Source organism: Tunturibacter psychrotolerans, from assembly GCF_040359615.1.
Taxonomy (GTDB): Bacteria; Acidobacteriota; Terriglobia; order Terriglobales; family Acidobacteriaceae; genus Edaphobacter; species Edaphobacter psychrotolerans.
Map to the genome: position 1 here is coordinate 4,270,950 of NZ_CP132942.1, position 17,828 is coordinate 4,288,777.

The 17,828-nt window shown below is 54.8% G+C and carries 15 protein-coding genes, 2 tRNA genes and 4 pseudogenes; 6 read left to right on the top strand and 15 right to left on the bottom strand.

All coding sequences use genetic code 11. From position 1 onward, the window contains the following. The first annotated feature begins 19 nt into the window (after positions 1-19). Positions 20-1,930 carry a hypothetical protein gene (locus RBB77_RS17940; protein WP_353063106.1) on the top strand — a complete coding sequence of 637 codons (1,911 nt, stop codon included), beginning with the start codon at positions 20-22 and terminating at the stop codon, positions 1,928-1,930. Here the strand turns inward: RBB77_RS17940 and RBB77_RS17945 are convergent. Further along, positions 1,905-3,326, bottom strand: a complete 1,422-nt coding sequence (locus tag RBB77_RS17945; RefSeq protein WP_353063107.1) for a PAS domain-containing sensor histidine kinase — start codon at positions 3,324-3,326, stop codon at positions 1,905-1,907. The two genes, RBB77_RS17940 and RBB77_RS17945, sit on opposite strands and share 26 nt — an antisense overlap. A gap of 196 nt (positions 3,327-3,522) precedes the next feature. Between RBB77_RS17945 and RBB77_RS17950 the strand changes: the two genes are divergently transcribed. Further along, positions 3,523-3,597 (top strand) — tRNA-Gly (locus RBB77_RS17950). Positions 3,598-3,664: 67 nt separating this feature from the next. Then, a tRNA-Cys gene (locus tag RBB77_RS17955) sits at positions 3,665-3,739 on the top strand. Between the two features lie 758 nt (positions 3,740-4,497). Here RBB77_RS17955 and RBB77_RS17960 read toward each other — a convergent pair. Further along, positions 4,498-8,013: a TonB-dependent receptor gene (locus tag RBB77_RS17960; protein ID WP_353063108.1), complete on the bottom strand. Its 3,516-nt coding sequence runs from the start codon at positions 8,011-8,013 to the stop codon at positions 4,498-4,500. Between the two features lie 431 nt (positions 8,014-8,444). Between RBB77_RS17960 and RBB77_RS17965 the strand changes: the two genes are divergently transcribed. Together RBB77_RS17965 and katG are read left to right on the top strand one after the other, a co-directional pair. Next, positions 8,445-8,891, top strand: coding sequence for a Fur family transcriptional regulator (locus RBB77_RS17965; RefSeq protein ID WP_353063109.1), 447 nt, complete (start codon positions 8,445-8,447; stop codon positions 8,889-8,891). 174 nt (positions 8,892-9,065) lie between these two features. After that, complete coding sequence (gene katG, locus RBB77_RS17970; protein WP_353063110.1) at positions 9,066-11,300, top strand: catalase/peroxidase HPI; 2,235 nt, start codon at positions 9,066-9,068, stop codon at positions 11,298-11,300. Between the two features lie 522 nt (positions 11,301-11,822). Here the strand turns inward: katG and RBB77_RS17975 are convergent. Beyond that, positions 11,823-12,068 (bottom strand): hypothetical protein, encoded by a 246-nt coding sequence (locus RBB77_RS17975; protein ID WP_353063111.1) that lies wholly within the window; start codon positions 12,066-12,068, stop codon positions 11,823-11,825. A 511-nt stretch (positions 12,069-12,579) separates the two neighbouring features. Here RBB77_RS17975 and RBB77_RS17980 point away from each other — a divergent pair. Next, positions 12,580-13,014, top strand: a pseudogene (locus RBB77_RS17980) (MarC family protein); the annotation flags it as partial. Positions 13,015-13,172: 158 nt separating this feature from the next. Here RBB77_RS17980 and RBB77_RS17985 read toward each other — a convergent pair. From RBB77_RS17985 to RBB77_RS18040, 12 genes and pseudogenes are all read right to left on the bottom strand, one after another. After that, positions 13,173-13,316, bottom strand: coding sequence for a hypothetical protein (locus RBB77_RS17985; RefSeq protein ID WP_353063112.1), 144 nt, complete (start codon positions 13,314-13,316; stop codon positions 13,173-13,175). Positions 13,317-13,334: 18 nt separating this feature from the next. After that, positions 13,335-13,970, bottom strand: coding sequence for a ferrochelatase (locus tag RBB77_RS17990; protein WP_434557119.1), 636 nt, complete (start codon positions 13,968-13,970; stop codon positions 13,335-13,337). Further along, complete coding sequence (locus RBB77_RS23720; protein WP_434557072.1) at positions 13,883-14,221, bottom strand: ferrochelatase; 339 nt, start codon at positions 14,219-14,221, stop codon at positions 13,883-13,885. Before RBB77_RS23720 ends, RBB77_RS17990 begins: the two co-directional genes overlap by 88 nt. A gap of 53 nt (positions 14,222-14,274) precedes the next feature. Continuing rightward, the gene (locus tag RBB77_RS17995; RefSeq protein ID WP_353067659.1) at positions 14,275-14,463 is read right to left on the bottom strand and encodes a hypothetical protein; all 189 of its coding nucleotides are present in this window, start codon (positions 14,461-14,463) and stop codon (positions 14,275-14,277) included. Positions 14,464-14,509: 46 nt separating this feature from the next. Further along, positions 14,510-14,599: pseudogene (locus tag RBB77_RS18000) on the bottom strand (hypothetical protein); the annotation flags it as partial. 1 nt (position 14,600) lies between these two features. Further along, the gene (locus RBB77_RS23725) at positions 14,601-15,041 is read right to left on the bottom strand and encodes an ankyrin repeat domain-containing protein (RefSeq protein ID WP_434557073.1); all 441 of its coding nucleotides are present in this window, start codon (positions 15,039-15,041) and stop codon (positions 14,601-14,603) included. Further along, entirely contained in the window at positions 15,019-15,213 is a 195-nt protein-coding gene (locus tag RBB77_RS18015) for an ankyrin repeat domain-containing protein (protein WP_353063113.1), read from the bottom strand. The genes RBB77_RS23725 and RBB77_RS18015 overlap by 23 nt, the downstream gene beginning before the upstream one ends. Before the next feature lie 155 nt (positions 15,214-15,368). Further along, the gene (locus tag RBB77_RS18020) at positions 15,369-15,500 is read right to left on the bottom strand and encodes a hypothetical protein (RefSeq protein ID WP_353063114.1); all 132 of its coding nucleotides are present in this window, start codon (positions 15,498-15,500) and stop codon (positions 15,369-15,371) included. A 14-nt stretch (positions 15,501-15,514) separates the two neighbouring features. Further along, the gene (locus RBB77_RS18025; RefSeq protein ID WP_353063115.1) at positions 15,515-15,730 is read right to left on the bottom strand and encodes a hypothetical protein; all 216 of its coding nucleotides are present in this window, start codon (positions 15,728-15,730) and stop codon (positions 15,515-15,517) included. A 101-nt stretch (positions 15,731-15,831) separates the two neighbouring features. Next, positions 15,832-16,664: pseudogene (locus RBB77_RS18030) on the bottom strand (catalase). Positions 16,665-16,811: 147 nt separating this feature from the next. Continuing rightward, positions 16,812-17,174: pseudogene (locus RBB77_RS18035) on the bottom strand (LysR substrate-binding domain-containing protein); the annotation flags it as partial. A 55-nt stretch (positions 17,175-17,229) separates the two neighbouring features. Next, complete coding sequence (locus RBB77_RS18040; RefSeq protein ID WP_353063116.1) at positions 17,230-17,676, bottom strand: LysR family transcriptional regulator; 447 nt, start codon at positions 17,674-17,676, stop codon at positions 17,230-17,232. Positions 17,677-17,828: the final 152 nt, after the last annotated feature.

The window sequence follows — 17,828 nt, forward strand, 5'->3', positions numbered from 1 at the left end:
TCCGTCTAATCCGCAGTCGATGAAACCCGTCTTACAACCCCGCGCCATCACAATTGCAAAATTCACGGCTGCGCTCGTCATCGGCACTGTCTCCTTTGCCGCCGTCGCCCAGACAAATCCGGGGCCAAACGCCAACGCCACCTCCGAGGGTTCCCCAAAACAAAATCCTCGGGCTGCCGAAGACGCCTACCTATCCGGTGCGCGTCTACTGGATCACAACGATCTCACAGGCGCCGAACTGAAGTTCCGCAGAGCGGTCGCCCTCAACTCGTCCAACCGTGACTACGCCCTGGCGCTCAGCCTTACCCACGAGCGGCACGTCACCGAACTCATCCAGCAAGCCGGTAAAGCGCGCCTCCTTGGGCAACATGAAAAGGCCGAGACCCTCCTGGCTGAAGCTCGCCTCCTCGATCCTGAGAATGGTATCGTTGGCCCTCGAGTCGACAACGGAGAACTGCCCAAGGCCTTCCACCCGGAGATCGAGCCGTGGATTCGCGAAGATCCAGCCATCAAGGGTCCTGTCACCCTTGAGCCCGATCCCGCTCAAAAGAGCTTCCACCTGCATTCCGATGAGCAGAATGTTATCCGCCAGGTACTCTCCAGCTACGGCATCCGTCCGATGTTCGATGAGTCCGTCCAGAAAGACGATCTGCGCTTTAATCTTGACGAATCGTCCTATCAGCAGGCCGTCCCCGTCCTTCTCAACGTCACCCACCTCTTCGCCGTGCCGCTGGATGCCAAGAGCGTTTTCATCGCCAAAGATACCCCAGAGAACCGCCAGCGCCTCGAGCGTCAGCTGCAAGAGACGATCTACATCCCTGGCATGACCAACGAGGAGTTGGATAGTTTCGGTACCCTCATAAAAAATATCTTCGATATCAAAGAAGTTACCGTCGGAAAGAGCTCCGGCACCCTCGTTCTCCGCGCTCCACAGGAGACCCTGACCTACATCAATCTCACTCTTGCCGATCTCATCGACGGCGGCAGCGAGGTCCTGATCGACCTTCAGCTCTACTCCGTCGACACCACCAATCAGCGCAACATCGGCGCGCAGCTTCCGCAGCAGGCCGGTATCTACAACGTCTCCTCCGCGGCGCAAAATATCGTCAGTTCCAATCAAACCCTCGTCAACCAGGCCATCGCTCAGGGCCTCGTCCCGGCGGGGGCGAGCAACATCACCATAGCTCTTGCGCTCATCGCTTCCGGCCTCGTCCAAAGTACTCTTCTCTCCAACACCGTCGGATTTTTTGGCGGCGGCCTCACCGCGACCGGCGTTACCGTCAACCAATTCGCCGCTTTCAACCTCTCGCTCTCCTCCAGCGATACCCGCGCTCTCAACGACATTCAGATTCGAGTCGGCGATCGCCAGACCGCCACCTTCCGAATCGGTGAACGCTACCCCATCACCACCGCAACCTACTCCTCAGGAGTCAGCTCCTCCTCCGTCCCTCCCAATACGACCATCAACGGGGTCTCGGTCGCCAGCCTGCTCAACTCAGCAGTCGGCAGCACAGCGACAATCCCGCAGATTCAGTATGAAGATCTCGGCCTGACTCTGAAAGCTACGCCGACAGTACAGAAGTCAGGCGCTGTCAAGATGCACATCGACCTCAAAATTGAAGCCTTGAACGGCGCCTCTCTGAACAACATTCCCGTCCTCAACAGCGAGCAGTTCGCATCCGATGTCACCCTCGACGACGGAGACACCGCGCTCATGGTCAGCAGCCTCACAAAGAGCGAATCCGCCAGCCTAAGCGGATATCCCGTGTTGAGTGAGCTGCCCGGTTTTCAAACCGCCACAGCAACTCGTCTGACAGAGACTGACTCAAGCGATCTCATTCTGCTTGTCACTCCCCACATCACCCGTCGTCGGTCCAACATCACTGTCGGTCCCAGAATCGCGATCAACTTACCTGAGCCGCCTGGCTAGTAACACCACACACAGGTAGCCAAACAGTAAACACGGTTCCATGTCCATAGTCTCGCCGAGTCCTGGCCCGGATTCGGCCGCCGTGCTTCTCAACAATCCCCTTGCTCACCCACAATCCAAGTCCTGTTCCCGTAAGCTCCTTGGTCGTCTGAAATGCTTCGAAAAGATGCTCCTGCATCTCGGGTCTGATTCCTTCTCCTGTATCAGCCACCGTCAGGCGCACCCCTTGAACAGAGCTATGCCAATCCCTCTGCGGATGCAACCTTATGCTCAACCGCCCTCCGCTACTCATGGCATCCAGCGCATTCCTCACCAGGTTATTGATTACCTGGCGAATCTCTCCCTCCAGCACCTTCACAGGTGGAGTCGCCGCAAGCTTCAAATCGATCTCAATGTTCCGAACCAAAGTCCGTCCCGTATAGAGAGCCATTACCGTACGCAGCAGCTCAGCCATATCCACCTCGGTTGGTTTGCTCTGGTACCGGTTGAAGCGTAGCGTCTGCAAAGTAATTTCCGTGACTCTGGACAACTCCCCCTGAGCCAGCGCCGCGTAGTGCTGCATGTCTTCCATCGAATCCGACTGTCGAATCAGATACAGCAGGTTCGTAATTGACTCCAATGGATTATTGATTTCGTGGGCTATCGATGAAGCCAGTTGTCCCACCGCTGCCAGCTTCTCCGACTTCCTCAACGCCTCGTCCTGCAGCCGCGCCTGTGTCACATCCGTGTTCACGGCTACGCCACCAAGTATCTTTCCATTCAGAAAAATCGGCGCAGCAACACTGCGAATCCAGCGATCCGAAGTCCGAACCGTCTCGGTCGACCATTCGCCGGCAAGCGCCGTCTCGAGCGTCGTCAACCCCTCAGGAAACTTCCCACCGCTCATCATCTTCGCCACGTGATTGCAGCGAAGTTTTGCATCAGCCGTCGCGATATAGACCCCCTGCGGCATACTCTCGATCACGGCATCCAGCTCGGCCGTCTTCTGTTCCGCTAATTCATAAGCTTTCTGCAGATTTTCCTGCTGTTGTCGCAGCTCGGTCACTTCGCGAAACGTCACCACGACTCCAACAACGCATCCTTCTACAAGCACTGGCTGCGCAGAAAGCTCTGCAACGAAACTGCTTCCGTCTTTCCGGAACATCGTGTCCGTCAACTGCCTCAAAGCCTTAATCTTCCGCACGACGTCATAAATCGGGCACTCAGAGCCCGGAAAATGGCGCCCATCCGGATAGTGATGATGCACGAGTTCGTGCATATTGTTGCCCAGCAATTCCTCGCTGGCAAAGCCGAAACAATTCACTGCCATCCGATTAACGAACGTGCAATTCCCTTCCAGATCGAGTCCCCATATGCCCTCTCCGGCAGAATCAAGCAGCGCTTGCCAATGCTGCATTTGCCCTTCGTTCTTTAGTAATGACTGCCCCATTGGCCTCATTCCGATCCAGCACCTTCGCTAACTCCGTGCCAGTCAACAAATGAGATGCAGGTTTTCGCCACTCATGTCACTCAGAGAAGAGAATCGCCGTTATGACAACACGCCACACCGCGTTGACCATACTGAACATGGCCGCTATACTTGAACCTGTAGAGCGGGAGTAGCTCAGTGGTAGAGTGCTTCCTTGCCAAGGAAGATGTCGCCGGTTCGACCCCGGTCTCCCGCTCCAAATAGAATCCTGCCTGCGGTACACTTCTTCTACAATCCAGCAGGGCAGAATCACATAGCCCACCCGAGGCGCGGTACCCAAGTGGTAAGGGAGAGGTCTGCAAAACCTTTATGCGTCGGTTCGATCCCGACCCGCGCCTCCAAAATTTTCCTTAATAACGTCAAGTAAACCAGCAGATTAGGCTGGTTTGGGCGCAGGTTCACAGGTGTGCCCTTTAGCGAATATTCGTGTCTTTTCTGCAACTTTCGTCTACTTTCGTACTGGGGGGCGAACCAAATGCGAACGGGGATCCGCACCCATTTGAGACAGCTGAGAACGCCGGTACGCCGGTTCTAAACCAGAGCACCCAAGCGCTCGTTTTCCAGTTGGACCGGAGGCCGTGGAGGGTGTTTAGGAAGAAAGAGTCGGGTCGTTACCACTAGGGAGGCGACGCGCCCGCGGCTTTGCTTCCCACCTTGCGATCGAAACGCTTCATCACCGCCTTCCTGTGCTCGGCAATTGAAGACCGTTCCAAACGGCAAGTCTGTCTCCGTGTGCGACGTTTATGATTGGTTGCTCCGTTGTCCACGTCCCGAGATTGAGGGACTTCCATACTGCCGCTCAGATAACAGGCGACGCTTCCACATCAGATTTGCAACCGAGCGTACTCGATGGAAGCCTCTGAACGCCAATCTTGAGCTGACTAGGCCACATATCAGAAGTCCAAGCACCGAACACAAGCCTAAACTGACAGCTGCTACTAGAGCTGAGCAAGCGAGTCCCTGCCATCTGCGCCGAATGAGGCAGACAATGAAGCCAATCAGCGAAAGAAAAAATAAAGGGAGCGGCGCAGAGGATTTGCGATCAATCGCCTTAGCAACATCCGCAAAGTGTCATCGTCGCCCCCGAGTTATACCCTCATCAGAACATCACTTTGAGAGCAAATTGGTATTGGCGCGGGGTGTAATTGGGATCAGTTTGAGCGATCGATCCGAAGGCGGAGTTACCAAATGAATCGCCTGGTTGACCGTTCTGTAAGTAAAAATTAGGCGTGTTCGAGATGTTGAAGCTTTCCACGCGAAACTGGAGGTTGGCCCGTTCCCCAATGGGAAAGTTCTTGAAGAGAGAGAGGTCTACGTGGCGAAAGTTGGGGCCGAACAGCGAATTGCGCTGGGCCGTCCCAATGGTTCCAAGCGGTTGAGGAGCAAATTTGGTCGTGTCAAAGAAGTGAGCCAGGGTCTTGTGACTTATCCGAGCATCCCCAAGTTGGTTGGGACGATCCTGGCCGACGGAGTTTTGCGGCGTCGCACGATTGTTGTAGCCATGTGCTACTCCGTCGCTTTCGATCGGATTGTCCGCAGCGGCACCTGTGTTGGTAATGGTGAAGGGCTTCCCACTCTGCCACGCGGTAATCGTATTGACTTGCCATCCTGACAAAGCTGCTTTTTTCAGTCCGGTGAACTGCTTTCCGTATTGGATTTCGTAGTTCAGGGAGAGGGCAAAGCGGTTCTGGATATCGTTCTCCGCAATGCCGTACTCTATTTGACGAATATGGGTTGGATCTGCATTGCTCCACCCTTGGTTGTTCCCTTGTTGAGAAAAGCCTGTGATATCGCTTAGCCCCTTAGCCCAGGTATAGTTCGCGTCGAATGCCAACCCTTTTGTGAAGCGACGTTGAAAGGAGATTTGCAACGAATTGTAATTCGAGATGCCTTCGCTGGCGATATAGCTGATGTTACCCAGATTAGAGCTCGGATGAAGCGGGTCAAGATTAGGGTTGAAAATGTGGTCCAGAGGACGAGCTGCTGCAGTCGGATTTGTGATGGGATTGAACGGTGCAGGTTGATTGATATTGTTGATCGACTCCGGTAGATGCTGGCCGATGTTGCCAATGTAGCCGATAGTAAAGACATTCGCGCCGAACTGTTGCTCGACTTGAAGGTTGAACTGCTGAATGAGAGCCGACTTGAAGTGAGTAGCTTCAGCTACAAACGCCAACCCCGGGATGGTGGCCAGGTTTGAGAGTTGAGCTGGGGTGGGTGGCACGGGGGTTGGCAGCCCTTCGTTTAATGTCGCAGGTGCTCCCTGCGTCGCGCAGTCAGGATTTTGGCCTGTGCTCGAGCCCGGCACAGTGGCTTCAATCTCCACTGCAATGGAGGACTGACAGGAGGGAGTGAAGACAGAGGTGAAAGGTGCGTTTTTCAGGTCTGCGTTTGAGGTGTAGTTGCCGGGGAAGAAGCTTAATCCATATCCGCCACGCAGAACAGTGGTGGGTCTCAACAAGATTGAAAAACCAATGCGTGGTGCGACATTGGAATAATCAGTTGGGATGTCCACTTGCGAATTGACACCATTGACGCCAGCTACCTTCAGCGCGCTGGAAACCGTAGCGGGACTAGACGTGAGCGCTTGCAGATAGTCGAAGTTCGAGATGTGATTGTGTGCTTCGGTGAAGGGAGTAAAGACGTCATAACGAATTCCAGCGAGTACCGTAAGCCTTTGGTTCACCTTCCAACTATCCTGTACAAAGCCGCTTGGCTCGTAGCTGCGGTAGTCGGGTGGGAAGAGGTTGAAGTTTCGTTGTTCTCCTGCGAACGCGCCGACTAGAGTCGAGGCAAGGTTATTGTTCTGTTGCGTCAATGGGTCAGGAGAACTATCGCTTGGCAGATTGAACTGATAGAAACCGACTGCAGAAGCGCTTTGAACATTACGAGCCTGTCTGCGAAGAAAAGCTAAGCCGGCTTTGATGTTGTGATTTCCTTTGGTCCAGCTAACCGTACCGGAGTACTGGAAGGTGTTGTCAATGTCCTGCAGAGGTACAAACGCGCCATCTCCGATATCGCCGAAGGGGCCAACATTGATCGGCGTTAAAGAGTCGGCAAAAGGACTGAACGCGGTCATACTCGCAGGAAAGCCGATAGCCTGATCGGCATTCTTCCCATAGTTGAGTGGAAGAGAGAGATTGTTGATACGAGTGAACGCTGCTCTTAGATCGAGCAGAAGGCTCGGAGTGAAGATATGCGTGTAACCCAATACGTACTGTTGAGCCACATCGGTCGCCGGTCCGTCGAAGTTAAACCTGCCTCCGCTTATTTCCAGACCATTCACAACCCCAAAGTTTGGCGGCGTGAAAGTATCAACAGTGTTGTACGAGAAGCGGCCGAAGAGAAGGTTTCTATCGTTGATCTTGTGGTCGATTCGGGCATCGTACGTGTTGGCATTCTGGGTCTTGTTTGGACTGATGGTGAAGTTGTTGCTGAGCACAGAAGGATTTGTGTTCGTAGGAGCTGGGAATAATTTTAAGTAGTTTAATGCGATTGGATTGATCGGTCGGCCAACCGTGCCGTTACTCGCGGAGAGCAATGCCTGAGGCGAACCGCCGTTCAAACTGTTGATGTCATCGTACGCAGTAATGTTCGGAACGGTGCCGGTGTCGGTCACACCCGAAACCTGCCGAAATCCCTCGTAATCAAAATAGAAGAAAGTTTTGTCCCGGAATATTGGGCCGCCAATGCTGGCACCATATTGATTCTGGCGCAACTCGGGTTTGTTGCCTGTCGACTGAAAAAAATTGCGAGCGTCAAAGATATCGTTACGAAAATACTCGTATACGGAGCCATGAAACTGGTTCGTCCCAGAGCGAGTGACGATGTTGATGACACCGCCGGCAGTACGTCCAGCCTCTGCAGCGTAGCTATTCGTCTGAACAGTGATCTCCTGAATACCTTCTACATTCGGCTTGACTCCGATAGTGCCTATGATGCGTTCGTTGTCATCGACTCCATCGACCACCCAATTGTTGAGGGTATCGTCCTGACCGTTAACGGAAAGACCGGCAGCATTTGTTCGGCGGTCATCAGGGCGGCCACCGCTGCTCAGCCCATTACCTGGACCTTCGTTAGCGCCCGGAACAAGTTGAACGAGCTGAACGAAGTTACGGCCATTGAGTGGGAGGTCCTGCACCGCTTTGGCAGTAACGGTCGAACTGACTGTTGCGTTATCAGCCTGGAGTAACGGAGTACTGGCGGTAACTTCGACAGTGGTCGATTCTGATCCGAGTTGTAGATGAACGTCTTCACGTGCGCGGTCGCCCGCTTCCACTGCCAGATCTCTGGTGATAGACACCTGAAAACCTCCTGCCTTTACGGTGACGGAGTAATGTCCGACTGGAAGGAGCGTGAAGTTGTAATCGCCAGAACTGTTCGACTGTGTAGTGCGCTTTTCATTTGTACCGAGGTTGTTCAGGGTCACTGTTGCGTTTGGCACAACAGCGCCAGTGCTATCAGTCACTGTTCCGAGAATGTCGGCGGTTGTGAGCTGTCCTACAGCGGGAATTGTGAAGAGTAATGAAAATGTTAGTAGGAAACCTAATCGGCTTCCTTTCTCGAACATCGCGCGTCCGCACTGGCCTATGCGGTTCATCAGACTGCGTTTCATAGTTAATATCCTCAGTGCTTTTGCGAGAGACTCTTTTCTCGATAAGCACGAATCAACCTTAGAAGCAGTCTCCGCGAAATCACAGGTCCACGTTGGATTACTTTGACATGGCCATTCTCACTTTTGGTTCTTACTCGACTAACAACTCCTAATAAAACTAGCTAACCTTTCCGAGCTTTCAAAGGTCTCACTAAGTTGCGATCTTTGTTGGTAGCTCTTAAATACGTAACGCATCCATCGTGTTACGACTTTTGCCCTCTAAGTCTCCAAGCTGGAGATATGGCAGCGGCTAGCAAGTGTGATATTTACTGAGTGACGCAGAATAGTGCGAGAGTTTGATAGCGCGCTCAATGACCGGATGCGCAAAGTCCCTTCCATTCCAAATTTTCGCCGTTTGACGAACGAGAATTATTATCGTTTACTAGTTCTTGATGCAGCACTCTCCCAGCGTCGAGACTCGTCCCTTCCGTGAACTTTGCGCGGATCATGGGCTTACCGCGACCCATCAGCGCCAAGTTCTCTACGAGGTCATGCAGACGATGCCTGGCCACCCCAGCCCGGAAGAGGTCTACGTGCGAGTCAAAAAGCGCATACCCGCAATCTCCCTCGCGACGGTTTACAAAAACATTCATCTCTTCGTTGAACGGGGCGTGCTAAAAGAAGTCAGCATGCATCACGGTTCCCTTCGAGTCGAGTTGAATAACCATCCCCACCACCACATGGTCTGCTCGCATTGCAAGGCCATCACCGACATCAGGGAAAAGGATCTTGGCGTCCTCCCGACACTACAACGGTTGCCCGGGGGCTTTCAGGTGGAACGCTACGCTATCGACGTTATTGGAATCTGTGCCGCGTGTCAGAAAGCAGAACGCAGCTAACACCGTCCACTCGCTAACCGAACTGGATAAGTTGCACGATGTGCGAATACTACAAAAGAAATATTTGACAACCGACACCTGCCCCTAGGTGTGACAAACAGAACTCGCCAACCGTCGGCCTGCGCGGCCCAATCGGGGATAGGTTTCCCCGGCAATGAGAACGAAGGAGTGGAAATGTCGAATGAAGCGAAATGCCCAGTGCCGCACGGCGGCAACCCATCCACCAGTACAGAGACGGCCTCGCCCATGCATGGTGCCGTAACTCTCAACTCACGCAAGATCACGCGCAACGAGCATTGGTGGCCTGACCGCCTCGACCTCGCCGTCCTGCACCAGAACACCAAGCTGGCCGATCCCATGGGCCAGGACTTTGACTACGCAGTCGAGTTCAAGACCCTCGATCTCGACGCCGTCATCAAAGACCTCCATGCCTTGATGACTGACTCGCAGAGTTGGTGGCCAGCGGACTACGGACACTATGGCCCGTTCTTCATCCGCATGGCATGGCACAGCGCCGGCACCTACCGCACCCATGATGGCCGCGGCGGAGCAGGCATGGGAACGCAGCGTTTTGCGCCCCTCAACAGCTGGCCGGACAACGTCAGCCTCGACAAGGCTCGCCGCCTGCTATGGCCCATCAAGCAGAAGTACGGCAAGAAGATCTCCTGGGCCGATCTCATGATCCTTGCCGGCAACGTCGCGCTCGACTCGATGGGTTTCAAGACCTTTGGCTTCGGCGGCGGGCGAGCTGACGTCTGGGTTCCACAGGAAGATATCTTCTGGGGTTCGGAGCACACGTGGCTCGGTAGCGATCGCTACCAGGGGGAGCGTAATCTCGACAATCCTCTCGCCGCCGTGCAAATGGGTCTTATCTACGTAAACCCGGAAGGCCCCGATGGCAAGCCCGACCCGGTCGGCTCCGCGCGTGATATCCGCGAGACATTCGGTCGCATGGCCATGAACGACGAAGAAACCTTCGCCCTCATCGCCGGCGGCCATACCTTCGGAAAAGGCCATGGCGCATACGACCCCGGTCCTAACGTCGGCCCCGAACCAGAAGGCGCACCCATCGAGCAGCAGGGGCTCGGCTGGAAAAACGGCAAAGGCAAGGGACACTCGGAAGACACCATCTCTTCGGGCCTCGAGGGCGCTTGGACCAGCAACCCCACTAAGTGGGACATCGAGTACCTCGACAACCTCTACAACTACGACTGGGCCCTGAAGAAAGGCCCCGGCGGCGGCTGGCAGTGGTACGCCGTGAACGAGGAAGCTAACATCCCCGACGCGCACGTCAAGGATAAGAAGCACCTACCCATGATGTTCACCTCGGACCTCGCGCTCAAGTTCGATCCCGCCTACGAGACGATCGGCAAGCGCTTTCAGAAGGACCCCGCCGCGTTCGCCGATGCCTTCGCTCGCGCATGGTTCAAGCTCACACATCGCGACATGGGTCCCCTCGTTCGCTACCTTGGCCCTCTGGTTCCCAAGGAGCAGTTGATCTGGCAGGACCCCGTCCCCGCTGTCGATCATAAACCTATCAGCGAAGCTGAAATCGCTTCACTGAAGCAGAAGATCCTCGCATCAGGTCTCTCAATCTCGCAGCTCGTCTCGACTGCTTGGGCAGCGGCGTCGTCCTTCCGTGGCTCTGATAAGCGTGGTGGAGCGAATGGTGCACGTATTCGCCTCGAACCGCAAAAGAACTGGGAAGTGAATCAACCTCTCGTGCTCGCGAAGGTTCTGAGCACGCTCGAGGGAGTTCAGAAGGACTTCAACGCGACAGGCAAGAAGGTATCACTCGCCGATCTGATCGTTCTGGGCGGTTGCTCTGCGGTTGAAGCGGCTGCGAAGAAGGCTGGATACGACGTTACTGTTCCCTTCACGCCAGGCCGCACGGACGCTTCGCAGGAGCAGACCGATATTGCCTCCTTCGCGCCGCTCGAACAGACCGCCGACGGCTTTCGCAACTACCTCCGTCTCGGCCACACCGTGCGAGCCGAGGATTTGCTCGTCGACCGCGCCCAGTTGCTGACTCTGACCGCTCCTGAGATGGCTGTTCTCGTTGGTGGCCTGCGTGTTCTCGGCGCTAACTTTCGAGGCTCGAAAAATGGTGGCTTTACCACTCAGCCGGAGACTCTGACGAATGACTTCTTCGTGAACTTGCTCGATATGGCGACGGAGTGGAAGGCATCTTCTACTTCGGAAGGCTTGTTTGACGGTTTAGATCGCGAGACCGGGGACATCAAGTGGACTGCCACCCGTGTGGACTTGATCTTCGGTTCCAACTCTCAGCTGCGGGCCCTGGCAGAAGTCTACGCATCGGTCGACTCGAAGGAATCGTTTGTGAAGGACTTCGTTAGTGCGTGGAACAAGGTCATGAACCTCGACCGCTACGACCTGCGCAAAGCGTAGTTCGTCGGTTGTACCTCAACTCCGCAAATAAAGGGGGCTACCACAGGGTAGCCCTTCTGCATATGCAGCCTTCAGGACAGGAGGCAACCGCCGATCATTGAAGCCTCGCGTACACTGCCTTGGCTGTTTCAGGCGGTCTGAGTGCTGCATCTGCGTCAAAATGACTAGCGTTCGGCAAATGCCGCATCAATTAGGCACCGCTTGTCGGATTATCTGACGAGTTAGGTCGCAACCTCGGGTTAGGTTGGCATTTGGGCGAGAATAGAAAGGACCCAATAGGTGAATTTAGATTGCAGGGAGTTGCAATGAGATTGGATCAGGTGCGCGCGAAGTACACGGAGCTTCAAGGTGCGGGGTTGAAGCTGGATTTGACGCGGGAAGCCTTCGCCGGAGCGGGGAGATGGTGTAAGAAGTTTGAATGAAAGGCGAGTTTTTGGCCTTGAACATGATGCAGAATCCCAGGTATGTCGCCTAGAACGCCAGCGCGCTGCGCTTCTTTGAGCGGCTGAAGAGCACAACCACTCACATGTTTGTCGTAGATGAGTATGGTTCGCTGCTGGCTTGGTGACGTTTGCCGATATGCTGGCAGCTCTTGCGGCAGATCGGAGCGAAGTAACCGAGGAGAAAGAACGTCCGCTCCAGCATGAGAGTCACAGCAACTATCTCATCTCGAGGGGCTATCCCGTGGATGACGTTGTCGAAGCCATGTTGCTGCCCAACCGGGCCGAGCAGAATTACAAGATTGCGGCGGGTCTCGTTCTCGATCATCTGAGCCGTCGTTCGGCCTTAGGGAGAAGTCATCCAGCTGCTTACGCTTCGGGTCGAGATCGTCAGTCTACCAACAACTGACCTCGAACACAGCAATTAATCTTCGCGTGATCTTGGATATCCTTCTGTGCGACCCTTCGTCAGTAATGCCGATTGTAGAGGAAACCTAGCTTCTGCTGCATTGCAACTACGCTTACCTGAAGCCACTCTTGATAAAGGAGATCACCAAGCTGAGTGGGACTTGCCGTTGCCGAAACAACTGACTCCGCCGCTCTCGCAACCCGCGTCGCCGGTGAGGGATGCGGCTGCCATGCTGATAAATGATTTGGTGCTCTGGTAGTACTTTACTGGACGCTGTCGTCGGTATGGAACCGGGTGAGGCTGGATACGCCAAGAGCGTCCTCGCCGTAGTCGTGCTGGTTGCCCACAATCGACCATCTGCACATCGTGGACCCGCTCGGAGGCAACCCTTTCTTTCTGGCGCTGACCAGGGAATACTCATCGGAAGCACGAAAACATTGTCCTGGCGCATTGCCGTCAACAGTTTTTCTTGCTGGTTGCGACGTATTTTGTCCGGACTTACGTGCTCGCCTTTTTTGGGATTTCGCCGCCAGGAGTCCAGGTGGGCGGAAGTCTGATCGTCATTGCGACAGGATGGACGCTGCTAAAGCAGCGAGACGACGAAAAACAGGACGTACAGAAAGCCGTCCAGCCACAGGACACAATCCGCCGGGTATTTTATCCCTTGACATTGCCATTGACCGTAGGCCCTGGATCAATCTCCGCGGCGATTACGCTGGGCGAGAACGCGGCTCACCATCAGCCGTACCATTCTTTTGACAATCTTGGCGGCACTCTTTGGATTGATTCTGATCGCGATCAGAATCTTGCTCTGTTATGGATTTACCGATCGGCTGGCGCGAATCCTAGGAGCAACGGGGGATGACGGTGATCACGCATTTGTCGTCCTTTTTCCGGTGTGCAGATCGCTTGGACCGGGATTAAAGCCTTCCACTCGCACGCAGAAGACTGTAAACGCGAGGCCGAAAATACTTCGAGTGCGGCCCAAGTCGCATCTCTCAGATCTCGGCCGCTGCCCGAGTGTCAGGCAGTGAGCTCATTCAAGCGGCGGCTACTGGCATTTCGGCAGAGGAATGTCGGATCATCCTTGCCGCGCAGCGCAAGGTCCTCCAGCGCATCGATGAGAAGACTGGAGTCGTTAAGGCTCTCAGCGCGAATCAACTTCAATCCGAGGTTTCTTGCTGTCTACTGGAACGCGATGTCGATGTCGTAGAGGGCTTCAACGTGATCGCAGAGAAAGCCGACGGGCTGGATTACAACCGTTCCATAACCATCGGCCTTCAGCTGCGACAAGGTGTCCTCGACGGTGGGACCAATCCACGGGCCGCCGCTCATGCCCTGACTCTGGAACGCAAAGTACCAGCCATCGGGGCTTAGGCTATCCTTCAACTCTCCGGCGACCAACGGTGCTGTTTCTTTGCAGTCATCCGCATAGCAGTCGGGACCGTTCGCGAGGATCATCCCGTGGTATTCAACTGGAGACTCGGAGGGTTCAATAGTGCGCGCCGGAACTGAGTGCGCGATGAACAACACGGCGACACGGCCACTACGTTTCGATCGGGCGGTACTCAACGCTGCCTGCATTCTCTGCGCGAAGGCTTTGATGAGCATCGGGTGGTCGGCCCATCCTGCGACAAAGTCGACGTGGAACGATCCAGCAACCGCATTCTCGACTGCACGTTTGAACAGACCGACACTGGTCCGCGAGTTCTGAGGCGCCAGGCAAATCGCCGTTATATTTTCGATCCCGACCGACCTAATGTCATCGACGACGTCGCGGATGAACGGCTTCCATTCCGCATTCCTACATATACCGGGCAGTCCATGCGCTCACGTAAACGGCCTGCCTGCCGCATCGGCCAGCGTGTCAGATGCGGACCTGCGATCGAGGGTGTGTTACGCAGCCCGATTGCGGCATAGCGTTCCTGAAGCTCATGCACTACCTGAGGCGGAACACCGCGTCCACCGATGACAAGACGGAGGTATTCTTCCATCTCTCCGAGCACGTCTGGTGTTCCGTGCGCGAGCAACAGGACAGCTTCTTTAGCGTTAGCTTCATTTTCCTTTTTCATCTCAACTCCCTTCACCACGAGCTCGGTGCATACCGTTTACTACAGTCGCATCTTCAATCGGCCTTCGGGGTCTGCTTCAAAATCCCGAGTATCTCCGGATCGTCTAATTGCTCGGCAAGATAGAAGGCGTCGAAGCCCCGCATGTCCTTGATGCTGGGATCGGCGTTCCTTGCGATCAGTAACTTGACCCCCGATTTGCGGCCAAACTGCACGGCGTAGATGAGCGCAGTTGCTCCATTCACGTCCGCCATTGATCTTTGCACCGTTATCGAGGAGGATGGCGGCACACTGCTCGTCGCCCTGGAACGACGCACCCATCAGGGCCGTGCGGCCAGTCGCGTCTCCAATCTCAGCATCTGCGCCATGTTTCAGCAGCAGCTCAGCGACGTCGGGGCTCTAGTTGTAGGTCGCAAGAATGAGCGCGGTATATCCACGCTCGTCCTTCTGGTTTATGTTGATCTTCTGGTCGATCAAAGTCTGGGCGATCTTGACTTTGTTGCTCCTCGCCGCGTGATAGAGATCCTGAGATTACCCATGCAGGAACGAGGTCAACGCAATCATGACGAAGAGGACGGCAATTAGTCTGACTTTCATCGTGAGATTCTCCTCTGGCTGCGACTCTTACTTGGTACTTGAACCCTGTGTTGTCGTCGACTTTGCCGCTCCCCCCTGCGCGAAGCACACGGATGACCGAGATCCTCCCGAACATGACCGCATACATCACGCTGGTCAGCCCCTTGGAATCGACCGCATTGGCGTTTGCTCCGTTGTCGAGAAGAAGTCTGACGTCTCTCTCATTACCCTTGAAGGAAGCACCCATCAAAGCTGTCCCTCCTGAGTGGTCTTTGATCTGTGTTCGCCCCGTGCTTCAGAAGGAGCTGGGCGACCTTGAAGTTATCGTTGTAGGTTGCAAGGATGAGAGGAGTGTAGCCCTCATCGTCCGTTTGATTCACGTCAGCTTTTGCACTGAGTAGCGCCTTCGCCAAATTCACATCGTTATGGCGCGCCGCAGTAAAGAGGTTGAGAGTCTATGCGGAGGCTAAGTTTAATGCGCTGGCCACAGCAACGAAAATAATCAGCAGTTTAGTCTTCATAACATACTCCAGAGGCGAGGTGCGGGTTCCATGTGAAACCCGCACCACTCGGTCTACAGCTTGGCGGCGCGCGCCTCAATCTGTTGCAGGTTGAGGTGCAAAGCTTGGGCGAGGCGGGTTCCGTAGCTGACATCCGCTTTGTAGAAGTGACTCACCATCTCCAACACAGTGTCTGGGTTGGTCACCTGCGACAGGTCGCCTAAGAGATTCGTATGAGATCGTCCTGATCCTGCTTGCTGACGGAGCGATACAAATCGCCCGCCTGACGATACTCGTCCCTGATGCGGATGGGGTGATGCACCGTGGTTGCGCCCAGTGCCGCTTGCGAGTAGTCGAAAGCCGGGTTCTCGACCATCGTGTTCGGCGAGCGGTTCGGCTGGTAGTTATCTTCTCCGTGCGTCTCGCGGGTGTCCATTGTCCGTTCTGGTTGTAGCTGTTCACCGGCGAGACCGGCCGGCTGATCGGCAGCTGCTGGAAGTTAGGTCCGATGCTGATCCGGGGTCACGATCTGCACGCTCAACTCCCACGCGGGGAAGTTACCCTTGCCGACCTCGCGATATAGGTTGTCTGTGGCTCCCTGGGGTCCTTCACCAACTCGGCAGCAACGGTGCGCGGGTTGGTGTTCAGATACCCCTGCATCGAGGTCCATTTGTACTTGACGAACATAACCTTGCCCTGTGCATTCACCCAGCGGAACGCGTGTACGCCATATCCGTCCATCTGGCGATAGTTCTGCGGCGTGCCGCTATCGAGGTACATATAGGCATCATGTTGGTCGATTCCTTCTCCAACGAGAGGAAGTCCCACTGACGAGTCGGGTCTTGGCGGTTAGTCACCGGCGAAGCTTTCATCGCGTGGACAAAATCCGGAAACTTGATCGCATCGCGGATAAAGAACACTGGCTGGTTGATGCCGACGATATCGTAATTACCCTGCTCGGTGTAGAACTTTGTCGCGAAGCCACGCGGATCGCGAGTGCCCTGCTCCGGCGAGCCGGTGGCGGGCATCACTGTCGAGAAGCGAACGAAGACAGGAGTCTCCTTGCCCTTTTGATTCGGGAAGGCGGCCTTCGTGTACTGCGACTGATCGCCGTAGGAGACGAAGACACCATGTGCTCCAACGCCGCGAGCATGGACCGCGCGCTCTGGGATGCGCTCACGATCGAATGTTTGCAGCTTGTCGATCAGATGGAGGTCTTGCAGCAAGACCGGTCCATTCTCACCGGCTGTTAGAGAATCCTGGTTATCAGCTACCGGAGCGCCTGCGTTTGTGGTGAGAGTCTTAGTCTGCTGCTGTCCATAAACGAGGCTTCCAGAAAAAAGAAGTGCAACCGCCAATTTTGTCTTCATCCTATTCTCCACTTTCGCGTCGGCTCTGCGTGGTTCAACGAAACATCTTGAGCGTATCGTCTCAGCAAGCGTAGAGGTAGATCGTGCGGACTATAGTTGATATTGCATTTTCAGAATAGCTGCGAAGTGCGCAATTGACGCTAGTTTCTATGCGTCTAGCTTTGCGATCTGTTCCGCTACGGTTCGCAACCACTTTGTAAATGCGATCAGCGTCTTGAACCTGGCGCTGCTCTTCAGGCGTGCATAGCCAATGCGCCTCGATTGCTCCTTAGGCAATGGCATGACAGCACAGCGGTCTGCATGGATTGCCGCCATTCGTGGCGCGAAGGTTATTCCGGCTCTCGACGCTACCAGAGGGAAGATGGATCCAAAGTGATCGGACTCGAAGACGGGTGTCATCTTCGCGCGGCCTCTCCTGCAGGCGATCAGCATGTCGTCCCTGAAACAATGACCTTCCTTCAAAAGAAGTAGCCGCTCACCGGAAAGATCTAGTGTGGCGGGTTGCGCCTGACAAAGTGTGTGGTCCTTTGGAGCAACAAGAACGAGTGGCTCACGTAATAATTCGCTACAGGCTCACAATGATCACGTCTATATCGCCTGCCCGGAGCTTATCGACAAGCTTCATTGTGACGTCTTCCGTCAGAACAATGTCGACCTCTGGATACAGGATCCAGAATTCGGGAAGGCGTGGCGCGAGCAGGTATGGAAGGACCGTCGAGATAACACCGATCCGAAGCGGTCCACGGATGCCATCTTCCAGTTGCCGAACTTGCGACTCAGCAATCTTGGATCTGTTGAGTATTTCCTTTGCGTGCGAGTAAAAGATTTCACCGGCGTGAGTCAACCGTACTGACCTGACCAGCCGTACAAAAAGGGTAGATCCAACCGATTTTTCTAATCTGCGAATCTGTAGAGAGAGCGTCGGCTGAGCTATCCCTTCCTGCTCCGCAGCCTTGGTGAAGCTGCCATATCGAACGACCGAACAAAAGGACCTTAGTTGTTGGAGTTCCATCGCATTTCTATGATCTCGGTCTATGCAATTTGGCGAATTAGCGATTGGGAACTCGCGAGACTTTTTTGAGCAGGCCTGCAGTCGCGTCGAGGCTATAGATCTCAATGAATAATGGCTCCGCGACAGACTTGTTACGGAGCCACATTCGGCAA